Source organism: Solwaraspora sp. WMMA2065 (assembly GCF_030345075.1).
Taxonomy (GTDB): domain Bacteria; phylum Actinomycetota; class Actinomycetes; order Mycobacteriales; family Micromonosporaceae; genus Micromonospora_E.
Window position 1 is genome coordinate 3,880,373 of sequence record NZ_CP128361.1, and the last position, 21,588, is coordinate 3,901,960.

Below are 21,588 nucleotides of genomic sequence, written 5' to 3' on the forward strand. Positions count from 1 at the left end.
CAGCACGGCACCGGGCCAGATGTTCGGTCCATTGTGATCACTCATAGCGGATCCTCGGATCGAGGACCGCGTAAAGCAGGTCCACCAGCAGGTTCACCAGCAGGAAGACCATGACCAGCATGGTCACCACACCGATCGCCACCGAGGCTTCACCGGAGGTGGCGGCCTGGGCGACCAACGATCCGATACCACGTACGTTGAAGATCCGCTCGGTGACCACCGCGCCGCCCATCAGCGAGCCGATGTCGACACCGAGGTACGTGATCACCGGGATGAGCGAGTTGCGCAGTGTGTGCACGCCGATGACCCGCCGGTTCGCCAGACCCTTGGCCTTGGCGGTACGCACGTAGTCGGCCCGGACGTTCTCCATGATGCTGGTCCGGGTGAGCCGGGCGGTGGTGGCCAGGGAGACCGCGCCGAGCACCATGCCGGGGATGACCAGGCTGGCGGTCGGGTAGTCGGCGATGAACCCGGCGCCGAAGACGCCTCGCGAGATCAGTTCCGGTATCCAGTCCTGCCCGCGCAGGACGTTGCCGAACTCGACGCCGACGTACTGGCGGACCACGACGCCGAGGACGAAGATCGGCACGGAGATGACGAAGACCGTGGAGATCTTGACCAGGTAGTCCCAGAAGCTGCCGTTACGCAGACCGGCCAGGACGCCGGCGAAGATGCCGATGACCGCCTCGAAGACGATGGCGATGAGCACCAGCTTGAGGGTGTGCGGCAGGGCCCGGGAGACGAGCTCGGTGACCGGCTCCTGCTGCAGGTTGATGCCGAAGTCGAAGCGCAGGAAGATGTCCTGCAGGCGGTCGAGGAACAGACCGAAGCACGGGTTGCCCGGCTGCTCCAGGCAGGGGTCGCCGAAGCCGAGCTTCTCGGTCATGGCGGCGAGCTGAGCTTCTGTCGGCTTGCGGTCGCCGAAGATCGCCCGGACCGGGTTGCCGCTGAACTGGATGCCCAGCGACGTGACGTAGTGCAGTAGGAACATGGTGCCCAGCACGGTGGGGATGAACTGGAGCAACCGTCGGATGACGTAGCGCCCCATCTGGGGGGTCTCCTCTCGGCGCTAAACGTGGCGGCAACAGGCCCCCTCGTGGGAGTTCCCGTTGCCGCCACGTCGCGTTACGACTTGATCAGTCAGACTCGCAGGTCAGGAGTTCTTCAGAGTGATCTTGCCGTACTCAGCGTCCGAGATCTTGTTCCAGTGGAATTCGTCGACGTTCTCGCCGTACAGCGCAGCGATCTTGCTGAACCACATCGGGATGACCGGCATGTCCTCCACGATGAGGTCCTCGGCCTGGTTGTAGAACGGGATGGCCGCCTCGAGGTCCGCCGCGGCGTCGCCCTGGGCGATCAGCGCGTCGAAGTCGGGGTTGTTGTAGCCGGACGCGTTGCTGTCCGAACCGGAGCCGTAGAGCGGGTAGAGGTAGGTCTCGACCACCGGGTAGTCCGGGCCCCAGCCGAGCCGGAACGGACCGGTGAACTCCTTCTCGTCGGCGGTCGCCAGGTACTCGGGGAACTGCAGGTTGACCTTCAGCTCGTAGTCGATGCCCAGCGCGGCCTTCAGCTGGTCGCCGACCGCCTGCAGCCACTGCTCGTGACCGGCACCGGCGTTGGCCCACAGCACCAGCGGCTCGCCGTCCCAGCCGCCGGCCTCTTCCAGCAGCTCCTTGGCCCGCTCGACGTCCTGGGTGCAGTACTCGCAGACACCCGGGCGGTAGCCGTCGAAGGTCGGCGCCACAACGCCCTCAGCGGGGGTGAACCGGCCGTCGAAGACGGCGTCGATGATGCCCTGCCGGTCGACCGCGAGCGAGAAGGCCTGCCGGACCCGCTTGTCGGCGAAGCGCTCGTCGTAGGTCGGGAAGCCGACGTAGGTGAAGCTGTCGCCGGGGGCCTCGTACATCCGGTCGCCGTACTGCTGCTTGGCCTCCTGGTACCGCGCCGGCGGGATGGTGTACATCACGTCCAGCTCGCCGGACTGGAAGGCGGCGTAGCCGGCGTCCACATCGGCGTAGATCTTGTAGTCCAGGACGTCGGCCGCGCCCTTCTCCTCACCGGCCCAGGTCTCGCTGCGCGCCAACTGGATCCGCTGGTCGTGCTCCCAGCTGCCCTCGATCTTGTACGGACCGTTGCCGATCGGGGTCTCGTTGCAGGCGTCGGTGTCCTCGAGGCAGGCCTCGGCCATCGGGAAGAACCCGGAGTAGCCGACGATCGCCGGGAAGCCGGCGAACGGCTCCTTCAGCTCGACGGTGAAGGTCAGCTCGTCGACCTTGGCCAGGCCGGAGAGCTCCTCGGCCGCCGGCTCCTCGCCGCTGACCTCGTCGATGCCGACGATGCGCTTCATGAAGTAGGCGTTGTTCTGGGCGTTGGGCCCGTACGCCGTGTAGTTCCACGCCCGGATGAAGGCGTCGGCGTTGACCGGCTCACCGTTGTCGAAGGTGTAGCCGTCCTTGAGCGTGACCGTCCAGGTCTTGTTGTCCTCGGACTCGATCGACTCGGCGAGGTCGTTCTCCGGCTCACCGGTCTCGGCGTTGTACTTGACCAGACCACGGTAGAGCTGGCGGATGACCAGGATGGACGGCTCGTCGTCACCAGCGGACGGCAGCAGGAACGCCGGCTCCGAGGCGTAGATGCGAAGCGTACCGCCGGAGTTGTTGTTCTCCGTGGTGTCTTCGCCGTCGCTACTGCAAGCGGTGGCGAACAGAGCGATGGCGGTCGCTGCGACCGCCACCTTTAGGGTTTTCCCACGCATGGGAGAGCCTCCTCAGGGCGCTCACGGGGGGGTTGTGAGGTGACTGACACTGTGACACCAGGTAGCCCGTTGCGTGAAGGTGCCGTTATCAAGGTGATACGCGGACGGGACGGCCCCGATACTCCGGTCAAGATCACTCAACCGTCGCTCAGACCCGCCCTGACCTGGGCATCCGACCACTGTACAACCCTTATTACCGCAGAGTAGGAAAGCCCTCGTGTGACCTTCCCCGCGACCCCTCCATCACGTTCGGATGTTAAGTCAATACGATTAGTCACCACTTGTCCGAGGTGCCCGGATGCCGGATTGGCGGCAATTGCCGGCTTGTAACCTCAGGGTTAACACCGGTCCGCAGCAGACGCATCGCGAGCCCACAACCAGGCCCGCCATGATCGACACCGGACGGATCGCCAACCAGGTTCCCACCATCCGGGAGATAGAGCAAGTCCGCTGGTCGGTCAGATGAGCCGGCGGTCCGCCGCCCATCTGGACAGTTCGTACCGGTTCGACATCTGCAGCTTGCGCAGCACGTTCGAGACGTGGGTCTCCACCGTCTTGATCGAGATGAACAGCTCCTTGGCGATCTCCTTGTAGGCGTAGCCCCGGGCGAGTAGCCGCAGCACCTCCCGCTCCCGGTTGGTCAGCTGGTCCAGCTCCGGATCCACCACCGGCGCGTCCGGCCGGGCGGCGAACGCGTCCAGCACGAACCCGGCCAGCCGGGGGCTGAACACCGCATCCCCGTCGGCCACCCGTTGGATCGCCGCCGCCAGATCGTCCGGTGAGATCGTCTTTGTCACGTAGCCACGTGCGCCGGCCCGGATCAGCCCGATCACGTCCTCCGCCGCGTCCGAGACGCTCAGCGCCAGGAACCGCACCGACGGCCGCGCCACGCCCGAGCCCCGCAGCACCGCGTCCAGCACCGCCCGTCCCCCACCATCAGGCATGTGTACGTCGAGCAGCACCACGTCGGGGCCGACCGCGGCGATCCCGCTGACCGCCTCGGCCACCGTGCTCGCCTCGCCCACCACATCCACGTGGGCGCCGAGTTCGGCGCGGACCCCGGTACGGAACATCGCATGGTCGTCGACCAGGAATACCCGCAACCGCCGTCCGTCCGGCTGCCCCGGTGCCCCACCCGCCGCCGGCTGGCTGGTCGGTTCACTCATGTCGGCCATCCTCTCCAGGCTGTCGGCTCTCCGGCCCAGGCCGCCGGCTCTCCGGCCCGACCGGCAGCGTCAGCCGGACCTCGGTACCCGAGCCCGGCGTACTAATGATCTCGGCTCGACCGCCGTGCCGGCGCATCCGGCCGACGATCGAGCCGCGCACCCCGTGCCGGTGGTCCCCCACCCGGGTCGGGTCAAAGCCCGCGCCCCGGTCCCGGACGAAGACGCTGAGCTGCTCCGGCTCCACCTCCGCGTACAGCGACACAGTCTGCACCCCGGCGTGACGCGCCGCGTTGACCAGCGCCTCCCGGGTCGCCGCCACCAGCGCGCCAACCCGCTCGTCGGTGCCCCGGTCGCCCACCACAACGGCCTCGACGGACAATCCGAAAGTGTCTTCCACCTCGGCCGCGACCTGCTCCAACGCCGCCGCGAACCGCTCGGTCGGCGAGGCGGTCGGCTTGTAGAGCCAGTTCCGCAGCGTCCGCTCCTGCCCCCGGGCCAGCCGCTGCACGGTCTTCGGGTCGGCGGCGTTGCGCTGGATCAGCGCCAAGGTGTGCAGCACCTGGTCGTGGATCATCGCGGCAAGCTCGGCCCGCTCCTGCTCCCGGACCCGGCCCTCCCGCTCGGTGCGCAACTGGTTGAACGTCCGCCACAGCACCGGGGCGGTGACCACCCCGACGCCAGCGAGACCGACCAGGGCGAAGATGACGCCGTTGATGACGGCGGCGAAGTCGCCCCGGGGCGAATACACCGCCACCACCCCGATCACGCCGACCGCCACCAGCAGCCCGCCGCCGATGAACCGCAGCAGGAAGGCCCGGCGGTCGCTCTCGTCGACCACCGCGCCCAGCCACGGCACCTGTGGCAGGGTCTCCCGCCAGGCCCGCCGGCGCTCCGGTGCCGACTGGTGCCAGATGATCCCGGTCCCGACCGCGATGACCGCCACCAGCCAGCCGGCGGTGGCACTCACTCCACTGGATTCGAAGACCAGCACCTGGATCAAGATGACGCCGAGGCCGATCGCCACGAACGGCAGTAGTTCGCCCAGGTCGCGACGCTTCGGGGGCCCAACGGTCGCAGGTGGCACCACCGCCCAGAACGCCGCGTAGAGCAGCACCCCGAGGCCGCTGAACCCGATCAGTACGACGAACGCCACCCGTACGCCGACCACCGGCAGTCGCAGGTGGTGGGCGATCCCGGCGGCGACTCCGGCGACCACCCGCTGCTCGCGACTGCGATACAGACGTGGCGGCTCGATCGCGGTAGTGATCGCTGCCTCCTCGGCGGGTGGGACGTGGACGGTCTGACGGCCGATTCCGGCCGGCGGCGCCCGGCGGCGGTGACTTCGGCCGGTGGATACCGGCCGGTGGATTCGATCGTCACACGGCGACGACCCGCGCGACCACGGGGACGTCCCGGACAGCCACCGTCTGGAAAGTCAGGGTGGCTTCAGGGTCGATTCCCGAGGCAGGTCGGGCAGCCGGACACGGAGGATCACAAGTATGACCGACGACCCGACCAAGCCAGGTGGACCGGCGCAGCCACCCGACCCAGCGACCGAACCGGCACAGCCACCCGACCCAGCGGACGAGTCGACGCAGCCACCCGACCAGGCAACGGGGCCGGCAGGGGCGGCCAGTCCAGCGGGCGAGTCGGCCGGCGGGACCGCGTCGGCCCCGCCGACGGACCCCCCCACCACCGGGTACGGCTGGCAGCCACCGCCTCCGCAGGCCGAGGCCCTCGCCTCGCGGTACGGGTTGATCAGGCCGCGTCAGGGCCGGTACCTGGCCGGGGTGTGCGGAGCCATCGGCCGGGCCACCAACACCGACCCGGTTCTGTGGCGGGTGCTGCTGGCGGTGCTCGGCTTCTTCGGCGGTATCGGCATCCTGGTGTATCTGGTGGTGTGGCTGGCCACCCCGAGTGAGGGGGACAGCACCTCGCCGGTGGAAGGGCTGCTTGGCCGGGGCCGGTCGAGTACTTCACCGGTCACCGTCCTGGTGATCGGCATCCTCGCCGCTGTCATGTTCGGCTTCATCGTGACCGACGGGTTCCGGGCCGTCCTGCTCGGTTCGGCGGTGCTGATCGGCGGCGTGTTGCTGCTCAACCGCAGTCTCCGGGAGGACGGTCCGCGACCGGCTGGACCCCCGGCGCCGCCACCGCCGGGATACGGCCCACCGGCCGCGTACAGCCCACCGCCACCGGCCGGGTACGGTCCGCCGCCACCGGCGGGATACGGTCCGCCGCCACCGGCGGGATACGGTCCGCCGCCGTACGGGCCGGTAGCGGGAGCGGCGCTAGCGGCCGCACCGGTCGCCGCCGGCCAGCCGGCAGCCCTCGGGGGCTACCGGGCACCATTCGCGCCCTACGGCCCGTACGCGGGTCGTAGCGGGCCACCGGGGCAGTTTCCCCCGCCACCTCCGGTCCCACCGCACCCGGTGCCACCGCCACCGTCGGTCGCGCCACGGCCCCGTAAGGAACGGTCCCGGCTGGGCACCATCACATTTTCGATGATCTTCGTGGTGCTCGGGCTGGTCACCGCGCTCGACCTGACCGACCTGGCGCCCACGCCACCCTCGGCCTACTTCGCGGCGGTACTCGCCACGATCGCGGTCGGGCTGCTGGTCGGGGCCTGGATCGGCCGGGCCCGCTGGCTCATCGCGCTGGGTCTGACGGCTGCCGCAGCGGTCGGTGTCTCCAGCCTCGCCGAGTCGGCCAAGGAGGCCGCATCGGAGCCGATGGTGTGGAAACCGGCCACCTACGGCCAGGTGGATTCGCGTTACCAGGCAACGTTCGGCGACGCCGTGCTGGACCTGCGCAACGTGGACTTCACCGACCGGCAGAAGGACGTGACGGTCTCGCTGTCGTTCGGCAAACTTCGCGTCTACCTGCCGGACGAGGTCGACGTACGGACCGAGACCGACATGAACGCCGGTAACGCGTCCGTGCTCGGACACCGCTGGGACGGCTTCGAGCAGGGCCGCCGCATCGTGGAGGACCTCGGATCGGACGGTACCGGCGGCGGCGAACTCACCCTGCGGATCGAAATCAACGCCGGCGACCTGGAGGTCATCCGATGAAACGGCACCGCACCGACGGCGTCTCCCTCACCTTCGGCCTGATCTTCCTCCTGATCGCCGGTTGGTGGCTGATCGCCCAGTCAGTCGACGTACCGCTGCCCCGGGTCGGCTGGATCGTCGCCGGCGGGCTGATCCTGCTCGGCGTACTCGGGTTGGTGGGCGCGTTGCGGTCCGGCCGCAGCGAACCGCCCCCCGGCACCGCTGGCCAGGCCCACGGGCCGGCGGAAGCCGACGCCTCCGCGCCCGCCGGGCCGACGTCCGCCGGGCCGACGTCCGATGCCCCGACGTCTGCCGAGCCGGCCACCCGGCCCAGCGGATCGGGTGGTTGACGGCCCGCTGCAGCCCACCGGTGGTGCACCTATGCTGGGTCCGCGTCCCACCATTGCCGCGAGGAGCCCGTCCGCCATGTCCGACACCCCCGTACCAGTCACTTCCGTGCTTCGTGCCCGCGCCGACGTCGGCGACCGCGCCGCCCGGGCGCTGACCGCCGAACTCGCCCGGGACAACGCGGCGAAGCACGTCCTGCTGGTCGAGGTGGCCCCGGGATCGATGCTGGTCGACGCCGCCATCGACGCACTGCTACCCGGCGACACGATGACCGTGGTGCCGGCCAGCGTCGACCAGACGGCACAGCTGCGGGCGGAGATCGCCGGCCACGGCCCGTGGGTCGACGAACGGGTCCGGGTGATCGAGACGGCGTCGGCCGCCGACCCGGCCGACCTGCTCATCATCGGGACCGTCCTCACCGGCAGTGGTGAGCAGGCCCGCGTCATGATCGACGGCTACGGCAAGTACCTCACCGAAGGCGCCGTGCTGTCCGTGGCCGTCGCTGCGCTGCCGGGCGGCACCTCGGGTGCGGCCGCCGAACTGGACCGGCAGGTGGCGCTCTTCGGCGTCGGCAGTGACCTGGTGCTGCGCAACGTCCCGCCGCTGCGGGTGCACCGGCTGCGGTTCACCCCGGCGCCGGTCGACCGGGCCGCCAAGCTGGGGCCGGCGTTCCGGACGAGCAGCGTGCCGCTGACCCGGGGGATGCACATCGATTCCAGCGGCGTGGCCGCCGCCGGGATCGCCCTCGGGCTGGCCGCGGCGACCCGGCTGGCCCGGCCGAAGAGCCGGCTCTGGCTGCTGCCGGCGTTGGCCGCCGGCCCGGTCGCCGCGTTCTTCCGCGATCCGCAACGCGACGTTCCGGAGGATCCGACCGCCGTGGTCGCGGCGAGCGACGGCCGGGTGCTGTCGGTGGAGCGGGTGCACGACGAACGGCTCGGTGCCACCGGGTTCCTGCGGATCGCGGTCTTCCTCTCGGTGCTCGACGTGCACGTCAACCGCAGCCCGGTGGCCGGCCGGGTGGTCGACCACTTCGTCACCGACGGCGGTTTCGCCGCCGCGATGAAGCCGGCCGCCGAGCACAACGTCGCCGCGTACACGGTGCTGGAGACCGCTCGGGGCCGGGTGGTGGTCGCGCAGCGTACCGGAATGGTGGCCCGACGGATCGCGCACCGCGCCCCGGTCGGCAGTCTACTCGCCAAGGGTGAGCGGTTCGGGCTGATCAGGTTCGGTTCACGCACCGACGTCTACCTGCCGGCGGACGCCGCCGAGGCGCTGGTCGGGCCGGGTGACCGGGTGGCCGGTGGCAGCTCGGTGATCGCCCGCTGGCGCTGACCCCCAGAGCCGGCCGGTCGGGGCCGGGCCGGTGGCTGAGGGTCAGGTGGCCCGCCGCTGGTGCAGCCAGAGCACCGGCCCGCTCACCAGGTAGGCCAGCACGGTCAGGCCGAAGGTCAGCCGCGCGTCGATCAACGCGCCGACCACCGGCACGACCCACAGCCACGGCGGCAGCTTGATCAGCCGGGCCAGCTTCGCGTACGGGAAGCTGGAGATCATCGCGAAGGCCAGCAGCGCCACGACCGCCAGCTGCGCACCGCCGGGGATCGGGACGTCGATCAGCACGCCGAGACCGAGGACGGCGGCGGCCAGCGTGGTCGGTACGCCGGTGAAGAACCGGCCGTCGCACGGCGACACGTTGAACCGGGCCAGCCGGATCGCTGCGCAGCCGGCGACCAGGGCGCAGGCGACCGCCGCGGCGGTGGTGGAGACCGAGCCGGCCAGCGAGGCGTAGACGACGACCGGGGCGGCCAGCCCGAACGAGCACATGTCGGCGAGTGAGTCCATCTGCGCGCCGAACGGGCTCGCCACCCCGAGCCGGCGGGCCAGCGCCCCGTCGAGTCCGTCGAAGACCACGCAGGCGATCAGGCAGGCCGCAGCCGGGCGTACGTCGCCTTCCATCGCCAGGAAGATGGCGGTGAGGCCGAGCGTGAGGCTGGCCAGCGTAGTCGAGTTGACCAGCACGAAGCCGGCCCGCCGGGCCGCCGTCGGGGTGCCGGGCAGCAGCGGTACGGCAGCCGGCGGCAGCTCTCCGGGCCGGCTGTCCGCCGTGGCGGTGTGGTCGTCGGGGGCGATCGGGCGGTCCTCGACACCGGTGGCAGGTGCCGGACCGACCGGACCGACCGCCGGGCTGAGCGGAACGATCGCGGCGATCTCGGCCGCCGTCAGCGGGTCAACCCGGTACCGTCCGACGGAGTCCGCCGACCGCCGGCCGAAACGGAGCCGGTCGCTGCCGCTGCGGCCGACCCGCACCAGCAGGACCTGGCGGGCCAGGCTGCCACTACGACGAAGCGGACCGGTCCATCGACGGCCCGCCCATTGACGTCCTGCCGGCCGGGGACTGTCAGTCGTACGCCGCCGCCGCCACGGGGCTCTCGCCACGGATCCCTCCATCATCGGTCGGTCGCCCGGCGCAAGTTTGTGCCGGACGCCCGATTATGCGGCCTACACCATTGCACAGCCGACGCGGGATGGCGAGAGATCAGTCTGAGTTATGCCGGTTCGTCCGGGCCAAACCGGTCACCTGCTCACGGCGATGCGCTTGCTTCAGCAAGCGGTGCTAGCTGAAGCAAGCATCGACGACAGCCTTCCCAGCGGTGCCGCCGAGCGTCGGAGGGCACCGCCAGGGTCGGGGTCAGACCAGCCGGGCGGCTCCGACCGCCTCGGCGGTCACCTCGGTCAGCTCCGACCGGATGGCAGCCAGATCCGTCCGAGCGAACCAGCGGGCCTCCGAGGTCGACCCACCGATGTCAGTGACGATCGGCAGCGACGGGCGGTCCACCTCCACCTGGTAGAAGGCGCGCACCCCGTGCCAGTCGATCGGGTAGCCCTCCGGACCGAGCGAGGCCGCGTCCCGGTGGCTGGCCACGCCGAGCAGCCGGACCAGCCTGCCACGCTGGCCGGTCTCCTCGACCAGCTCTCGGATCAGCGCCGTGCCAGGCTGTTCGCCGTAGTCGGTGCCACCGCCGGGCAGATGCCACCGACCGGCACCCGGGTAGCCGGGCGCGATCCGGGTCAGCAGGACCCGCCGAGCCGGATCGGTGGCGACCGCGTACGCGGCGAACCGTTGCGCCCGGTGCAGCCCGTCCGGCCCCGGTACGGCGTAGAACGACGGGAAGTCGGGAGCGGTGTCCGGGCGCAGGTCGATCGTCTCCGGCGGCAGGCCGAGGGCACTGGCGGTGAACGGACGCAGCGGCAGTTGCTTCGCCTCGTCCAGACTGCACCACCGGGCGAGGTCGGTAGGCTGGTTGATCCGGTGGCAGATCTGCCCGCCACGGATCGACGCATCGTAGATCAACCGGTCGGTGTGCAGGGTGATTCCGCGCCGAGGAAGGGAGCGCATGTCGGCAAGCACGTCACGCAACCCGGTGATCGCGACCGAAATGCCGGTTTCCGCGGCGGTCTCCCGGACCACGGTGTGGTTGGGATCCTCCCCGTGGTCCACCGCTCCTCCCGGCAGCGACCACACCCCGGGTGTACCAGAGCGCGGAGAGGCGCGGACCAGCAGAACCCGGTCCTCCGAATCGGCACAGACAGCGTATGCCGCGATCCTGCGAAGCGGCTCTAGGGCGGGAGTCACGAGTCCGAATTCTGCCCGCAAGTGGCCAGTCGGCGCGGACGACTGTCAGATTGGCGACAGTATTCTAGGTAACTACTTGACTACCTAGAGCCGCATTCCGGGACGGATCAGGGTATTGATCCGGGGGGTCACCGAGGTCGCCGAGGACCGCCGCGTGGACCGTTGAAGCATGACGACCTCCCAGAACCCCACAGCTCAGGCCCCGTACAAGCAACTCCGGCGACCCACCACGGACCGGATGATCGCCCCTCGGCCACCACCGGCTGACCGGTCAGTTCACTCCCACTCGATGGTGCCCGGCGGCTTGCTGGTCACGTCCAGCACCACCCGGTTCACTTCGGGCACCTCATTGGTGATCCGGGTGGAGATCCGGCCGATCACCTCGTACGGCAGCCGGGACCAGTCGGCAGTCATGGCGTCCTCACTGGACACCGGACGCAGCACCACCGGGTGGCCGTAGCTGCGCCCGTCGCCCTGCACCCCGACGCTGCGCACGTCGGCCAGCAGCACCACCGGAAACTGCCAGACGTCGCGGTCCAGCCCGGCGGCGGTCAGCTCCTCGCGGGCGATCAGATCGGCGGCGCGCAGCAGGTCCAGCCGCTGCCGGTCGACCGCGCCGATGATCCGGATCGCCAGCCCCGGGCCGGGGAACGGGTGCCGCCAAACCATCGCCTCCGGCAGCCCGAGTTGCAGGCCGAGCGCCCGCACCTCGTCCTTGAACAACGTGCGCAGCGGCTCGACCAGGGCGAACTGCAGGTCGTCCGGCAGCCCGCCGACGTTGTGGTGCGACTTGATGTTGGCGGTGCCGGTGCCGCCACCGGACTCCACCACGTCCGGGTAGAGGGTGCCCTGCACCAGGAACTCGACGTCACCGGCGGCGGCCACCTCGCGGGCCGCCGCCTCGAAGACCCGGATGAACTCCCGACCGATGATCTTGCGCTTCTGCTCCGGGTCGGTCACCCCGGCCAGCGCGCCGAGGAACTGGTCGGTGGCGTCGACCACCTTCAACTTGATCCCGGTCGCGGCGACGTAGTCCGACTCGACCTGCTCGGCCTCCCCTGCCCGCAGCAGCCCGTGGTCGACGAAGACACAGGTCAACTGGTCGCCGACAGCCCGGTGCACCAACGCGGCGGCGACCGCCGAGTCGACTCCGCCGGACAGCCCGCAGATGACCTCCTTGGCACCGACCTGCTCGCGGATCCGGGCCACATGCTCGTCGATGATGTTCTGCGGCGTCCAGGTCGGCTCGATGCCGGCGATGTCGTACAGGAAGCGGGTCAGCATCAGCTGGCCGTGCGCGGTGTGCCCCACCTCCGGGTGGAACTGCACCCCGGCCCGCCGGCCGGCGAGATCCTCGAACGCGGCGACCGGCGCCCCGGCCGAGCCGGCGGTGACCGTGAACCCTTCCGGCGCGGCGGTCACGCAGTCACCGTGACTCATCCACACCGGGATCTCGGTCGGCAGCTCCCGCAGCAGCACTCCGGCCTCGGGACGGGCGGCCAGCGGGGTGCCGCCGTACTCCCGGTTGCCGGTGTGCGCCACCGTGCCGCCGAGCGCCAGCGCCATCGCCTGGAAGCCGTAGCAGATGCCGAAGACCGGCACCCCACCGTCGAACAGCTTCGGGTCGACCTGCGGGGCACCGTCGGCGTAGACGCTGGCCGGGCCGCCGGACAGGATGATCGCGGCCGGCTCCTTGGCCATCATCTCGGCCACCGGCATGTCGTGCGGGACGATCTCCGAGTAGACCTTGGCCTCGCGCACCCGACGGGCGATCAGCTGGGCGTACTGGGCTCCGAAGTCCACCACCAGGACCGGACGCGGCGTGCTCATGCTCCGGAGCCTACCGACCGTCGCCGAACCGTCCCGACGATGGTTCAGGGTCGCGGCTCAGCTCGCCGGGGGGCGGCGGTCCGGCTCGCCCTTGACCGGCCAGTGGGCCATCGCCCGCTCGGCGAGCGCGACGATGGTCAGCGACGGGTTCACCCCCCCCCCGGTTGGCCGGCGCCGCCGCGCCGTCGACCACGTACAGGCCCAGACAACCGAAAACCCGGTGGTACGCGTCGACGACGCCGTCGGAGCGGCTGGCGCCGATCACCGCCCGCCCAGGATGTGCGCGGTCAAAGGTGCGGTACGCGGTGTTCAGGTCCGCGAGGGCCTGCTGCAACACCACCGCCGACACCTCACCCAGCCACGCCCAGCCACGCCCGCTCCGGAGTCGCCTTGGCCCGCGTGATGACCCGCCTGGACAGCTCGGCGTCCGACACGTACGGCAGACCCTGCTCGTGGGCGGTCCGCCGGGCGCGCAGCCCGTCGTTGAACACCACCCGGGCGCATCCGAACGCCTTCGCCAGCGCGATCTGCTGGCCGGGCGTCGGATAGACCCGGAACTGGTACCGGAGCTGCACGAACCACACGACACCATATTGGTCTACGCCAGAAGTCGAAGGTGTCCGTACCGGCAGGCACTGCGTCGTCGCGATGCACGTCCACTTGGTTTCGTGACGAGGTTCCGGCACACGGTGTTCGCCGACCGGCACCTGACCCGCATGAAACAGATCATGCGGGACGTGTGCACGGACTTCGAGGCCGAACTGGTCGAGTTCAACGGCGGCCACAACCACGTCCACCTGCTGGTCGACCACCCACCCGAAGTCGCCGTTTCCCGCCTGGTCAACTCACTCAAGGGCGTCCCGCCGCGCCGCCCCCGGCAGGAGTTCCCCGACCTCGCACGCCACTACCACCGGGCCAACAAGCTCTGGTCGGGCTCGTACTTCACCGAGTAGCCCTTTTCGGCGAGCCGCAGAGCGGCGACGCTGCCGCCGAACCCGGAGCCGATCACGACCACGTCGTACCGCATCCGGCCATCATTACCGACCGGTAACCGCTGCACCACCAGCCGCTAGCGGATCGGCAAGCAGCCGAAGGAAGTAGACCTGAGTTGTAGATGACAAGTAGCCCGATACGTAGACTTCTCTGCATGGCGACGACGACGATCCGGGTCAGCACGGCCACTCGCGACCGGCTGATGCGGACCCGCACGGAAGAGTTCGGTGACGCGCCGATTGACGAGGTCATCACGCGGCTTCTCGATGAGCACGCCGACCAGGCGCTGAGGGCAAGGATGCGGGCCGACGCGGAGCACGCTCGTGGCGACATCGACGACCTCGCGGAGGTTCGCCGGGTACAGGCTGAGATGGACGAGCTCAGTGCGTGGTGACGTTTACCGGCTGCGCGCACCCCGCAATGAGCAAAAAGGAGCGCGGTACGCCGTGGTGGTGCAGTCCGACGATCTCAACCTGTCCACGATCATCGTCGCTCCTACCTCCGCCTCAACCCACCCGTACGTGTTCCGGCCCGAGGTCACCGTGCGCGGCGAGCCAACCCGACTCATGCTGGACCAACTGCGTGCCGTCGACGTCGAAAAGGCGATCGGCGAGCGCGTCGGCCGGCTGAGCCCGGCCGAGATGGTCGAGGTCAACCGGCTGCTACGCGCCGTTCTCGACATCCTTTGAGCCGGCCCAACTCCTGGACGGCAGACTACCGGACCTGCGCGTCGGGGTCCTGCGTCGAAGCCTCCAGCGCTCGGGCGACCGCCGAGCTGATCTGGCTGTCGTCCACGCCGAGTTGACGCGTCTCGCGGACGAACGCGGCAGCGTGGTGACGCAGCATCTCATCCGGACCGGGCCCGGCGGGCTGCGCGGCTGCGACCCGGGTGCCGCCGCCACGCCGGGAGGTCACCAACCCGGCCGCCTCGAGCTCGCGGTACGTACGGGCCACCGTACCGGCGGCCAACCCCAGGTCGGCGGCGAGCTGGCGGACGGGCGGGAGGCGGTCGCCGGGGGCCAGCGCGCGGTACCGGATCAGTTCGACCAACTGACGGCGTAGTTGTTCGTAGGGCGGCGTGGGATCACCGGTGACCACCGTCAACGCAAGACGATCGGTCATCGCGTCCGCACCGGTGAATCGGCCCGGTCCGTGGGCAGCAGGACTGCAGCCGCACACCAGGCCCCCATCGCGAGCGCTGCCGGTGCCAGCGCGAGCAGCACCCAGCCTGTGACGGTCCACCAGGTAGGCGCGCAGGACGTGCCGAGCAGGCCGTTGGCCGCCGTCAGGCTGACCCCGGCGAGCGGGATGGCGACGAGGATGCCGACCGCGCCGGTGACGACGTGGGCCGCGCGTCTGCGCAGCACGTCGTCGACTGCCGCATCGCCGGTACTCCCGGACCGCGGTCGCCGGACGATGGCGCGCAGGGCGAGGCACGCCATCAGTAGACCGACCAGCACGACGACCGCCAGCCCGCCGGTGTAGAAAGAGCCCGGCCACGGGCCGCGGCTCTCGTACAGGCCGGCCGCGCAATGCCGGATGAGCGCCCGTCCCGGGCGACCCATGTCGTCGGGGTCACCGGCCGTCGTCGTCGCGGCGAGCAGGATGAGGAGCACCCCGCCGGCCACCCCCACCACCCCGCCGAGGCGGCGCGGCAGGTAGTCGCGGATCCGGCGGACCTCGACGGCGGCGGTCCGGGTCGGCCCACGTGGTGGCCGTACCGTGAGCTCCCCGGCGAGTACGCCGACGAGCGTGCAGAGCCCAAGCAGGGGTGCCGCCACTAGCAGCCCCACGCCGAGGTCCCCCGATCGCGCGGCGATCACGCCGACGACAGCCCCGACCGCCACTCCGGCCCAGCGCAGCGCGGCGGTGCGCCGGGCGATCGACCTGGTCATGAGTTTCCCCGCTTGTGTCAAGCATGCAGTACAAGCAGAGTGAACCAAGGCGCCCATTTGTGTCAACTACTTGCTACAAACGAGCCGAGCCGCGCACCCGGTTCGGCATCGACCTCCGCCGCCTACTCCTGGGTCGGCACGCTCAGCAAGGGGAGTCTCACGGGCGGCTCGGAGGTTGACCGAACGGTCCACGTCCATCATCATCTCAGACTGAGGTGCGTACTATCATCTCAGGCCGAGATGCGCATCATCCGCTGACGTGCGTCGTCCACTTCGGGCAGAGATCCGCTGCGGGCAGGAACAGGCTGCGGGCAGAGACAGGGCTAGAACACTGATCAAACAGACCTTCACCTTCGCCAAGCACCACACGCCCAGCAACCTGCGGGTAGCGGTGCGGTGGACGATGCTCGAGACGCGGATCGCGAGAAGCCGGCTGACGATCCCGGTGGTCGCCCGCTGCGAATACGACAACATCTACCACTGCACGGTCCGCAAGACGGGCAGCCAGTGGGTGAAGGCCATCCTCAGCGACCCGGTCGTGTATCAGTACTCCGGCCTGCTGCCCTTCGATCAGCGGGTCCACCGGCGGCGTTACCCTGACGCCATTCCGCCCGGCCGGGTCGCATCGTCGCTCTTCGTCGGCTACAAACGCTTCGAAGCGATCCCCAAGCCGGAGAAGTACCGGGCCTTCTTCGTGATGCGGGACCCGCGCGACATCGTCGTCTCCAGTTACTTCTCGCTGCGGAACTCGCACACCCCGATGGGTGACGTCCTGCACCATCGGAAGATCCTCAAAGAGAAGCCGCGCAAGGAAGGCCTCCTCTACATCATCAACCACCTCGCGGAGAAGAACCTCTTCTCCGCGCTGCGGTCGTGGGTGGTCGCACCCAGCGCCGAGACGTTCCGCCTCTTCCGGTACGAGGATCTGACCGGTGAGCGACAGGCGGACGAGGTGGAAGAGTTGATGCGGCACTGTGGGATTGCCCTGCCTCCGGCCGAGTTGGCGGCGCTGCTCGACCGGCACGGGTTCTCCCGGATGCGCAAGAATCGCCTGGAAACCGGGCCGACGGCGCACTACCGCAAGGGCAAGGCCGGCGACTGGCTCAACCATTTCGACGACGACATCTACGAGGCATTCGTCGCGACGACCGGCAATCTCGTCGAGCTCTGCGGGTACCCCAGCCGAGACGAGGCGCGTGCTGCCCTGGACCCGAATGGTCAGCAGAGCCTGGACCCGAACGGCCAGTAGGGCCACACCGATACGGATCGACCGTGGTGCGGGCCGATCCCGGCGGGGCGGGGCTGCGGTCCAGCGATTGAGCCATCACAATGCGTACATGGTCTATGACGCCAACCAGGTGCCTGAGCACCTGTTGATCAGGATCGAGCATCGGGACGACCCGGTATCGGCGGTTTCCGAGGACGACGCCCGCAACCGTGCGGCCGCCTATCCGAAGATCATGTGGGGTGCCCCGATCTACGGCTCCGCCCAGGAGGTGAACGGTCGGTGGCGAATTTTACGGCTGAACGCCGACAGCCCGCAGGATGCCCGTGACAGCCTCGCGTCCCACTTCCGGCGGCTGCACAGTGAGACACCGCAGACCCCCGAGCACGCCGCCGAGCGGGCAGAGTACGAAGCGGTGTACGAGCTGCTGGACTGGGAGGCGGTCGACGAACTGACCGTCAACGGTTCCCGCTACCGGATCATCCGAGCCCAGCCGTTCATCCGGATGGGCGCGGACGGGCCGGAGCCACCCCGGCCGACCGACCCGGACCCGTACCCGCCGGGCCAGACGATGCGGAACACGTCGCAGTTGGACGGATTCGTCATTGACCCGGCCGCCGGCACCGGACTGACCAACGGACTCGTCCGGATGGAGATGGTCTCCGCCTCCTACCATCCGAGAGCTGTCCCAGGGGACGTGCACGCCGATTCCCGGCTGGCGGTGACCACGCATCCGAACGTGGTGTTGCTCCCGGTCGGCTTCACCGTCGGAGAGTGCGTCGCTGGCAGATGGCGGCCGCGGTCGTCCACCACCTACGCTACGCCGCAGGACGCTCGGGACGCGGAGTCGTTCTCAATTTCCGACGTCGGGGTCAAGCTGGACGACGACACCCCGGTGGAGGAGTTCATGGCCGCGTACGAGCGGGCCCGCGCGGCGCACCGGCCGCCGCGCACCGACGACTTCGAGTTGAAGGGCGTCCGGTGCCGGGTGACCCGGGTGGAGACATTCGTCCGGGTCGGCCCGGACGGCCCGGAGGGCCCCCGTCCGTCGGACCCCGACTCGCACCTGCCCCCGGCGCGCCTCATGCAGGAACCCGACGTCCCAGCATAGACATGGGTTGATGTAGTGGGAACGCTCCCGTAACGTACCCGGCACGGATGTTAACGCTCACCTAACACTGACCTGCGCACAGAGTGCCAGATCACCGTCCTGCTGGGAGAGTGCTAAATGATCAAATCGAGAACAACCAGAGCCGGCCTGGCGTCGGCCGGGGCCGCGTTGCTGGCGTCGGCCGCGCTCGCCGTGGCGGCACCGGCCGGTGCCGCCGCGGCGGGCTGCTCGGTCAACTACGCGGTGTCGTCCCAGTGGCCAGGCGGGTTCGGCGCCCGCGTGACCATCACCAACCTCGGTGATCCACTGACCAGTTGGACGCTGACGTGGTCGTTCGGCGCCGGGCAGACGGTGATGCAGGCCTGGAACACGTCACTGACCCAGAGCGACTCGGCGGTGAGCGCCAGCAACGTCAGCTACCGGAACGCGGGCCAGTGCTCCGGCCTTCAGACCGGGGGTGAAGGCCCGCGCTGGGGGGCCGCCAGGGCCCGAGCAGTGCTCTAACCTGGCCGGTTCTGCTGCTCGATGTGCTGCTTCACGATGCTCGGTGGCGCGCCGCCGACGGAGCCGGCGAAGTACGAGCCCGACCAGAGAGTTTGTTGGCCCGGTGGTAGTGGCGTGCGAGGCACCAACCTCGGCGGCACCTGGACCCCGAACGCCACCAGCGAGAACAACCCCTTCGCCGGCAAAGCCAACAGCGGCGCCACCTGGACCAACGACATCAGCCACGGCGAACTCATCCGCACCAACCCCGACCAGACCATGACCATCGACCCCTGCAACCTCCAAATGCTCTACCAGGGACGCTCCCCCAACTCCGGCGGCGACTACGGCCTCCTGCCCTACCGCCCCGGCGTCCTCACCCTCCAACGGTGACCGAAGCCCACACCACACCATGACAAGGCGGGCACGGCATCCACGCCGGGCCCGCCACGCACTACCAGTCAGGGCTTGGCCGGGGCGGTGTCGCCGAACAGCCAGGCATCGAAGAATTCCCGCAGCGGCTGCCCGGAGACCCGCTCGGCGACCGTGACGAACTCCTCGGTGCTGGCGTTGCCGTTGCGTCGCTCGGCCGTCCAGGTGCGGAGCAGGCGGAAAAACGCGTCGTCGCCGATGGTCAACCGCAACGCGTGCACGGTCAGCCCGCCCCGCTTGTACACCGACTGGCTGAAGATCCCCGCCGGGCCGGGGTCACCGGCCGGACTCGCCCAGTCGATCCGGTCGTACTCGCGGTCGAACATCTCGTCGACGGTGGCCGCACCGTCGTGCTCGGACCACAGCCATTCCGCGTACGTCGCGAAACCCTCGTTGAGCCACATGTCCCGCCAGTGCCGGATCGACACGCTGTTGCCGAACCACTGGTGGGCCAGCTCGTGGGCGACCACCCAGGTGACCGGTCCGGAGTCGAAGAACACGTCGCCGTACACCGGCCGGGACTGGGTCTCCAGGGCGTAGCGGATCCGGTCGTCGTTCACCACCACGCCGCCGTACGCGTCGACCGGGTACGGGCCGAACACCGTCTCCAGATAGTCGGCGATCTCGCCGGTGCGGGCCATCGCCTGCTCGGCCGGGCCGCCTTCCGGCAGGTCGGCGGAGACGGCGGTCACCATCGGCCGGCCGGCATGGGTGCCACGCTCCACCCGGTAGTCGCCGATCACCACAGTGGTCAGATAACTGGCCACTGGGGTGGACTCCGACCAGGTCCAGGTGGTCCAGCCGTCGTCGCTGCGGGTCGGCCCCGGTACGCCGACGCTCAGCGCAGCCAGCCCGTCCGGGACGGTGATCTCGATGTCGAAGGTTGCCTTGTCCAGCGGGTGGTCGTTGACCGGGAACCAGGTGCTGGCCGACTCGGGTTGGCCGAGCGCGATCGCCCCGTCGTCGGTCACGTGAAAGCCGCCCACGCCGAGGTCCGGGCTGGTCAGCGGCTCGGGCCGGCCACCATAGTCGACGACCACGGTGAACTGCGTACCGTCGGTCAGGCCGGTGGTCGGGGTCACGACCAGTTCGTTGCCGTCGCGGCTGTGTTCGGCCGGGGTGTCGTCGACGATGACCTCGTCGACGACCAGCCCGGCCAAGTCGAGGTTGAACCGGGACAGGTCCGCGGTGGCGGTGGCGGTGATCGTGGCGGTGCCGTCGAGCCGCTCGCCGTCCGGGTCGTAGCGCAACGCCAACTGGTAGCCGGCCACGTCGTAGCCGCCGTTGCCGTACGTCGGGAAGTAGGGGTCGCCGATGCCGGCCGCACCGGGTTGGAAACCACCCGCCGGGCTGTCGTCGTTTCGGTCGATTAGCTCCGGCAGGACGCCGCAGCCGGCAATGCCGGCGGCCAGCACCACCGTCAGCAGCGCGGCGACACCCGCCGGACGCCGCCGTGGCCCGGACCACCGACGGCGGCCCGGCGCGAACGACGGACGGCGGATGGTCACCGGTCGAGGACCAGACCGACCCGCTGGAACTCCTTCAGGTCGCGGTAGCCGCACTTGGCCATCGCCCGGCGCAGCCCGCCGAACAGGTTCTGCTGGCCGTCCGGGGAGTCGGCCGGGCCGAACAGGATCTGCTCCATCGTGCCCAGCGGCTCGTCGGCCACCCCGAGCGCGCCGCGCGGCAGCTTCGGGTGGCTGGCCACCGAATGCCACCACGCCCCGGCCGCCGGGGCCTCGGCACACAGCGACAGCGGCTCCCCGAGCATCACCGCGTCGGCACCGCAGCCCAGCGCCTTGGCGATGTCACCGGAGGTCTGCAGGTCTCCGTCGGCGATCAGGTGCACGTACCGGCCACCGGTCTCGTCCAGGTAGTCGCGGCGGGCGGCTGCCGCGTCGGCGATCGCCGTGGCCATCGGCACCCGGATGCCGAGCACTGAGTCGGTGGTCGACCACTCGTCCGCGCCGATCCCGACGATCACCCCGGCCGCACCGGTACGCATCAGGTGCAGCGCCGTCTTGTAGTCGGTGCAGCCGCCGACCACCACCGGCAAATCCAGGTCGGCGATGAACTCCTTGAGGTTCAGCGGCTCGTCGGTGGTGGAGACATGCTCCGCAGACACCAGCGTGCCCTGGATCACCAGGATGTCCACGCCGGCGTCCAGCACCACCGGGGCCAGCGCCAGGGTGTGCTGCGGTGACACCCGGGCGGCGACCGTACCGCCGCCGGCCCGCATCTGCCGGACCCGTTCGGCGATCAGCTCGGGGCGGATCGGTTCGGCGTACGCCTCCTGCAGCCGCTGGGTCGCCGGGTCGTCGTCGTCCAGCGCGGCCAACTCGCCGAGCACCTTGCTCGGGTCCTCGTAGCGGGTCCACAGCCCTTCGACGTTGAGTACACCGAGCCCGCCGAGCTCGCTCAACTTGGCGGCGCTTGCCGGGCTCATCGTGGCGTCCGACGGGTGCGCCACGCATGGGATCTTGAACTGGTACGCGTCGAGCTGCCACGCGGTGGAGACGTCGTCGACGTCCCGGGTCCGCCGGCTCGGCACGATGGCGATGTCGTCCAGGTGGTAGCCGCGCTGCGCGGTCTTGCCCAGCCCGATCTCGACCACGTCACGCATGGCATATCTCCGTCATGAACAGGTCGACCGCCCGGCGGCTCGG

General features: G+C 69.9%; 22 protein-coding genes and 2 pseudogenes. 10 read left to right on the plus strand and 14 right to left on the minus strand.

Annotation, left to right across the window (positions count from 1 at the left end; translation table 11 throughout):
• Positions 1 to 37 precede the first annotated feature (37 nt).
• From O7610_RS17605 to O7610_RS17620, 4 genes are all read right to left on the minus strand, one after another.
• A complete protein-coding gene (locus O7610_RS17605) occupies positions 38 to 1,048 on the minus strand; it encodes an ABC transporter permease (protein WP_289211369.1) in 1,011 nt (336 codons plus the stop codon).
• Positions 1,049 to 1,153: 105 nt separating this feature from the next.
• A complete protein-coding gene (locus O7610_RS17610) occupies positions 1,154 to 2,755 on the minus strand; it encodes a peptide ABC transporter substrate-binding protein (protein WP_281551819.1) in 1,602 nt (533 codons plus the stop codon).
• A 458-nt stretch (positions 2,756 to 3,213) separates the two neighbouring features.
• Complete coding sequence (locus O7610_RS17615) at positions 3,214 to 3,921, minus strand: LuxR C-terminal-related transcriptional regulator (protein WP_281551820.1); 708 nt, start codon at positions 3,919 to 3,921, stop codon at positions 3,214 to 3,216.
• On the minus strand, positions 3,914 to 5,176 hold the full coding sequence (locus O7610_RS17620; protein ID WP_281555720.1) for an ATP-binding protein: 1,263 nt from the start codon (positions 5,174 to 5,176) through the stop codon (positions 3,914 to 3,916). Before O7610_RS17620 ends, O7610_RS17615 begins: the two co-directional genes overlap by 8 nt.
• A 244-nt stretch (positions 5,177 to 5,420) precedes the next feature.
• On the opposite strand from O7610_RS17620, the gene O7610_RS17625 reads away from it, so the two are divergent.
• The 3 genes from O7610_RS17625 to O7610_RS17635 all read left to right on the plus strand — a co-directional run bounded on the left by O7610_RS17625 (position 5,421) and on the right by O7610_RS17635 (position 8,654).
• The gene (locus O7610_RS17625; RefSeq protein WP_281551821.1) at positions 5,421 to 6,995 is read left to right on the plus strand and encodes a PspC domain-containing protein; all 1,575 of its coding nucleotides are present in this window, start codon (positions 5,421 to 5,423) and stop codon (positions 6,993 to 6,995) included.
• Positions 6,992 to 7,324 carry a hypothetical protein gene (locus O7610_RS30915; RefSeq protein WP_281551822.1) on the plus strand — a complete coding sequence of 111 codons (333 nt, stop codon included), beginning with the start codon at positions 6,992 to 6,994 and terminating at the stop codon, positions 7,322 to 7,324. Before O7610_RS17625 ends, O7610_RS30915 begins: the two co-directional genes overlap by 4 nt.
• 76 nt (positions 7,325 to 7,400) lie before the next feature.
• On the plus strand, positions 7,401 to 8,654 hold the full coding sequence (locus O7610_RS17635; protein ID WP_281551823.1) for a phosphatidylserine decarboxylase: 1,254 nt from the start codon (positions 7,401 to 7,403) through the stop codon (positions 8,652 to 8,654).
• 42 nt (positions 8,655 to 8,696) lie between these two features.
• Here the strand turns inward: O7610_RS17635 and O7610_RS17640 are convergent, their stop codons facing one another.
• From O7610_RS17640 to O7610_RS17660, 5 genes and pseudogenes are all read right to left on the minus strand, one after another.
• A complete protein-coding gene (locus tag O7610_RS17640) occupies positions 8,697 to 9,755 on the minus strand; it encodes a CDP-alcohol phosphatidyltransferase family protein (RefSeq protein WP_289211370.1) in 1,059 nt (352 codons plus the stop codon).
• 253 nt (positions 9,756 to 10,008) lie between these two features.
• Positions 10,009 to 10,953 carry an NUDIX hydrolase gene (locus O7610_RS17645; RefSeq protein WP_281567249.1) on the minus strand — a complete coding sequence of 315 codons (945 nt, stop codon included), beginning with the start codon at positions 10,951 to 10,953 and terminating at the stop codon, positions 10,009 to 10,011.
• 276 nt (positions 10,954 to 11,229) lie between these two features.
• Positions 11,230 to 12,783, minus strand: coding sequence for a glutamine-hydrolyzing GMP synthase (gene guaA / locus O7610_RS17650; protein WP_289211371.1), 1,554 nt, complete (start codon positions 12,781 to 12,783; stop codon positions 11,230 to 11,232).
• Positions 12,784 to 12,840: 57 nt separating this feature from the next.
• A pseudogene (locus tag O7610_RS17655) lies at positions 12,841 to 13,089 on the minus strand (GMC oxidoreductase); the annotation flags it as partial.
• Between the two features lie 44 nt (positions 13,090 to 13,133).
• The gene (locus O7610_RS17660) at positions 13,134 to 13,367 is read right to left on the minus strand and encodes a helix-turn-helix domain-containing protein (RefSeq protein WP_289211372.1); all 234 of its coding nucleotides are present in this window, start codon (positions 13,365 to 13,367) and stop codon (positions 13,134 to 13,136) included.
• Positions 13,368 to 13,499: 132 nt separating this feature from the next.
• Here O7610_RS17660 and tnpA point away from each other — a divergent pair, with 132 nt between their 5' ends.
• The gene (gene tnpA, locus O7610_RS17665) at positions 13,500 to 13,736 is read left to right on the plus strand and encodes an IS200/IS605 family transposase (RefSeq protein WP_502959111.1); all 237 of its coding nucleotides are present in this window, start codon (positions 13,500 to 13,502) and stop codon (positions 13,734 to 13,736) included.
• Here tnpA and O7610_RS30700 read toward each other — a convergent pair.
• Positions 13,727 to 13,810, minus strand: a pseudogene (locus O7610_RS30700) (FAD-binding protein); the annotation flags it as partial. The gene tnpA and the pseudogene O7610_RS30700 overlap by 10 nt on opposite strands.
• 120 nt (positions 13,811 to 13,930) lie before the next feature.
• Here O7610_RS30700 and O7610_RS17670 point away from each other — a divergent pair.
• Positions 13,931 to 14,170: a hypothetical protein gene (locus tag O7610_RS17670; RefSeq protein ID WP_281551828.1), complete on the plus strand. Its 240-nt coding sequence runs from the start codon at positions 13,931 to 13,933 to the stop codon at positions 14,168 to 14,170.
• Complete coding sequence (locus O7610_RS17675) at positions 14,160 to 14,465, plus strand: type II toxin-antitoxin system PemK/MazF family toxin (RefSeq protein ID WP_289211373.1); 306 nt, start codon at positions 14,160 to 14,162, stop codon at positions 14,463 to 14,465. Before O7610_RS17670 ends, O7610_RS17675 begins: the two co-directional genes overlap by 11 nt.
• Positions 14,466 to 14,490: 25 nt before the next feature.
• On the opposite strand, the gene O7610_RS17680 is transcribed toward O7610_RS17675, so the two are convergent.
• Entirely contained in the window at positions 14,491 to 14,898 is a 408-nt protein-coding gene (locus tag O7610_RS17680) for a GntR family transcriptional regulator (RefSeq protein WP_281551830.1), read from the minus strand.
• A complete protein-coding gene (locus O7610_RS17685) occupies positions 14,895 to 15,671 on the minus strand; it encodes a hypothetical protein (RefSeq protein ID WP_281567247.1) in 777 nt (258 codons plus the stop codon). The genes O7610_RS17680 and O7610_RS17685 overlap by 4 nt, the downstream gene beginning before the upstream one ends.
• 331 nt (positions 15,672 to 16,002) lie before the next feature.
• Between O7610_RS17685 and O7610_RS17690 the strand changes: the two genes are divergently transcribed.
• From O7610_RS17690 to O7610_RS17710, 4 genes are all read left to right on the plus strand, one after another.
• Positions 16,003 to 16,920, plus strand: coding sequence for a sulfotransferase domain-containing protein (locus O7610_RS17690; RefSeq protein ID WP_281555721.1), 918 nt, complete (start codon positions 16,003 to 16,005; stop codon positions 16,918 to 16,920).
• Positions 16,921 to 17,008: 88 nt separating this feature from the next.
• Positions 17,009 to 18,007, plus strand: a complete 999-nt coding sequence (locus O7610_RS17695; RefSeq protein WP_281551832.1) for a DUF5954 family protein — start codon at positions 17,009 to 17,011, stop codon at positions 18,005 to 18,007.
• Between the two features lie 117 nt (positions 18,008 to 18,124).
• A complete protein-coding gene (locus O7610_RS17700) occupies positions 18,125 to 18,511 on the plus strand; it encodes a cellulose binding domain-containing protein (RefSeq protein ID WP_281551833.1) in 387 nt (128 codons plus the stop codon).
• A 114-nt stretch (positions 18,512 to 18,625) separates the two neighbouring features.
• A complete protein-coding gene (locus tag O7610_RS17710) occupies positions 18,626 to 18,883 on the plus strand; it encodes a non-reducing end alpha-L-arabinofuranosidase family hydrolase (protein WP_502959032.1) in 258 nt (85 codons plus the stop codon).
• 68 nt (positions 18,884 to 18,951) lie between these two features.
• Here O7610_RS17710 and O7610_RS17715 read toward each other — a convergent pair whose 3' ends face one another.
• Both O7610_RS17715 and O7610_RS17720 read right to left on the minus strand, forming a co-directional pair.
• Positions 18,952 to 20,430 (minus strand): M1 family metallopeptidase, encoded by a 1,479-nt coding sequence (locus O7610_RS17715; protein WP_502959033.1) that lies wholly within the window; start codon positions 20,428 to 20,430, stop codon positions 18,952 to 18,954.
• Complete coding sequence (locus O7610_RS17720; protein ID WP_281551834.1) at positions 20,427 to 21,545, minus strand: GuaB3 family IMP dehydrogenase-related protein; 1,119 nt, start codon at positions 21,543 to 21,545, stop codon at positions 20,427 to 20,429. Before O7610_RS17720 ends, O7610_RS17715 begins: the two co-directional genes overlap by 4 nt.
• Positions 21,546 to 21,588 lie beyond the last annotated feature (43 nt).

What these genes read in the sequence shown, in the direction of transcription:
- O7610_RS17605 (WP_289211369.1), bottom strand. Translation starts at nt 1,048, where the DNA reads ATGGGGCGCTACGTCATCCGACGGTTGCTCCAGTTCATCCCCACCGTG.
- O7610_RS17610 (WP_281551819.1), bottom strand. Translation starts at nt 2,755, where the DNA reads ATGCGTGGGAAAACCCTAAAGGTGGCGGTCGCAGCGACCGCCATCGCT.
- O7610_RS17615 (WP_281551820.1), bottom strand. Translation starts at nt 3,921, where the DNA reads ATGAGTGAACCGACCAGCCAGCCGGCGGCGGGTGGGGCACCGGGGCAG.
- O7610_RS17625 (WP_281551821.1), top strand. Translation starts at nt 5,421, where the DNA reads ATGACCGACGACCCGACCAAGCCAGGTGGACCGGCGCAGCCACCCGAC.
- O7610_RS30915 (WP_281551822.1), top strand. Translation starts at nt 6,992, where the DNA reads ATGAAACGGCACCGCACCGACGGCGTCTCCCTCACCTTCGGCCTGATC.
- O7610_RS17635 (WP_281551823.1), top strand. Translation starts at nt 7,401, where the DNA reads ATGTCCGACACCCCCGTACCAGTCACTTCCGTGCTTCGTGCCCGCGCC.
- guaA (WP_289211371.1), bottom strand. Translation starts at nt 12,783, where the DNA reads ATGAGCACGCCGCGTCCGGTCCTGGTGGTGGACTTCGGAGCCCAGTAC.
- tnpA (WP_502959111.1), top strand. Translation starts at nt 13,500, where the DNA reads ATGAAACAGATCATGCGGGACGTGTGCACGGACTTCGAGGCCGAACTG.
- O7610_RS17670 (WP_281551828.1), top strand. Translation starts at nt 13,931, where the DNA reads ATGGCGACGACGACGATCCGGGTCAGCACGGCCACTCGCGACCGGCTG.
- O7610_RS17680 (WP_281551830.1), bottom strand. Translation starts at nt 14,898, where the DNA reads ATGACCGATCGTCTTGCGTTGACGGTGGTCACCGGTGATCCCACGCCG.
- O7610_RS17685 (WP_281567247.1), bottom strand. Translation starts at nt 15,671, where the DNA reads ATGACCAGGTCGATCGCCCGGCGCACCGCCGCGCTGCGCTGGGCCGGA.
- O7610_RS17695 (WP_281551832.1), top strand. Translation starts at nt 17,009, where the DNA reads ATGGTCTATGACGCCAACCAGGTGCCTGAGCACCTGTTGATCAGGATC.
- O7610_RS17700 (WP_281551833.1), top strand. Translation starts at nt 18,125, where the DNA reads ATGATCAAATCGAGAACAACCAGAGCCGGCCTGGCGTCGGCCGGGGCC.
- O7610_RS17720 (WP_281551834.1), bottom strand. Translation starts at nt 21,545, where the DNA reads ATGCGTGACGTGGTCGAGATCGGGCTGGGCAAGACCGCGCAGCGCGGC.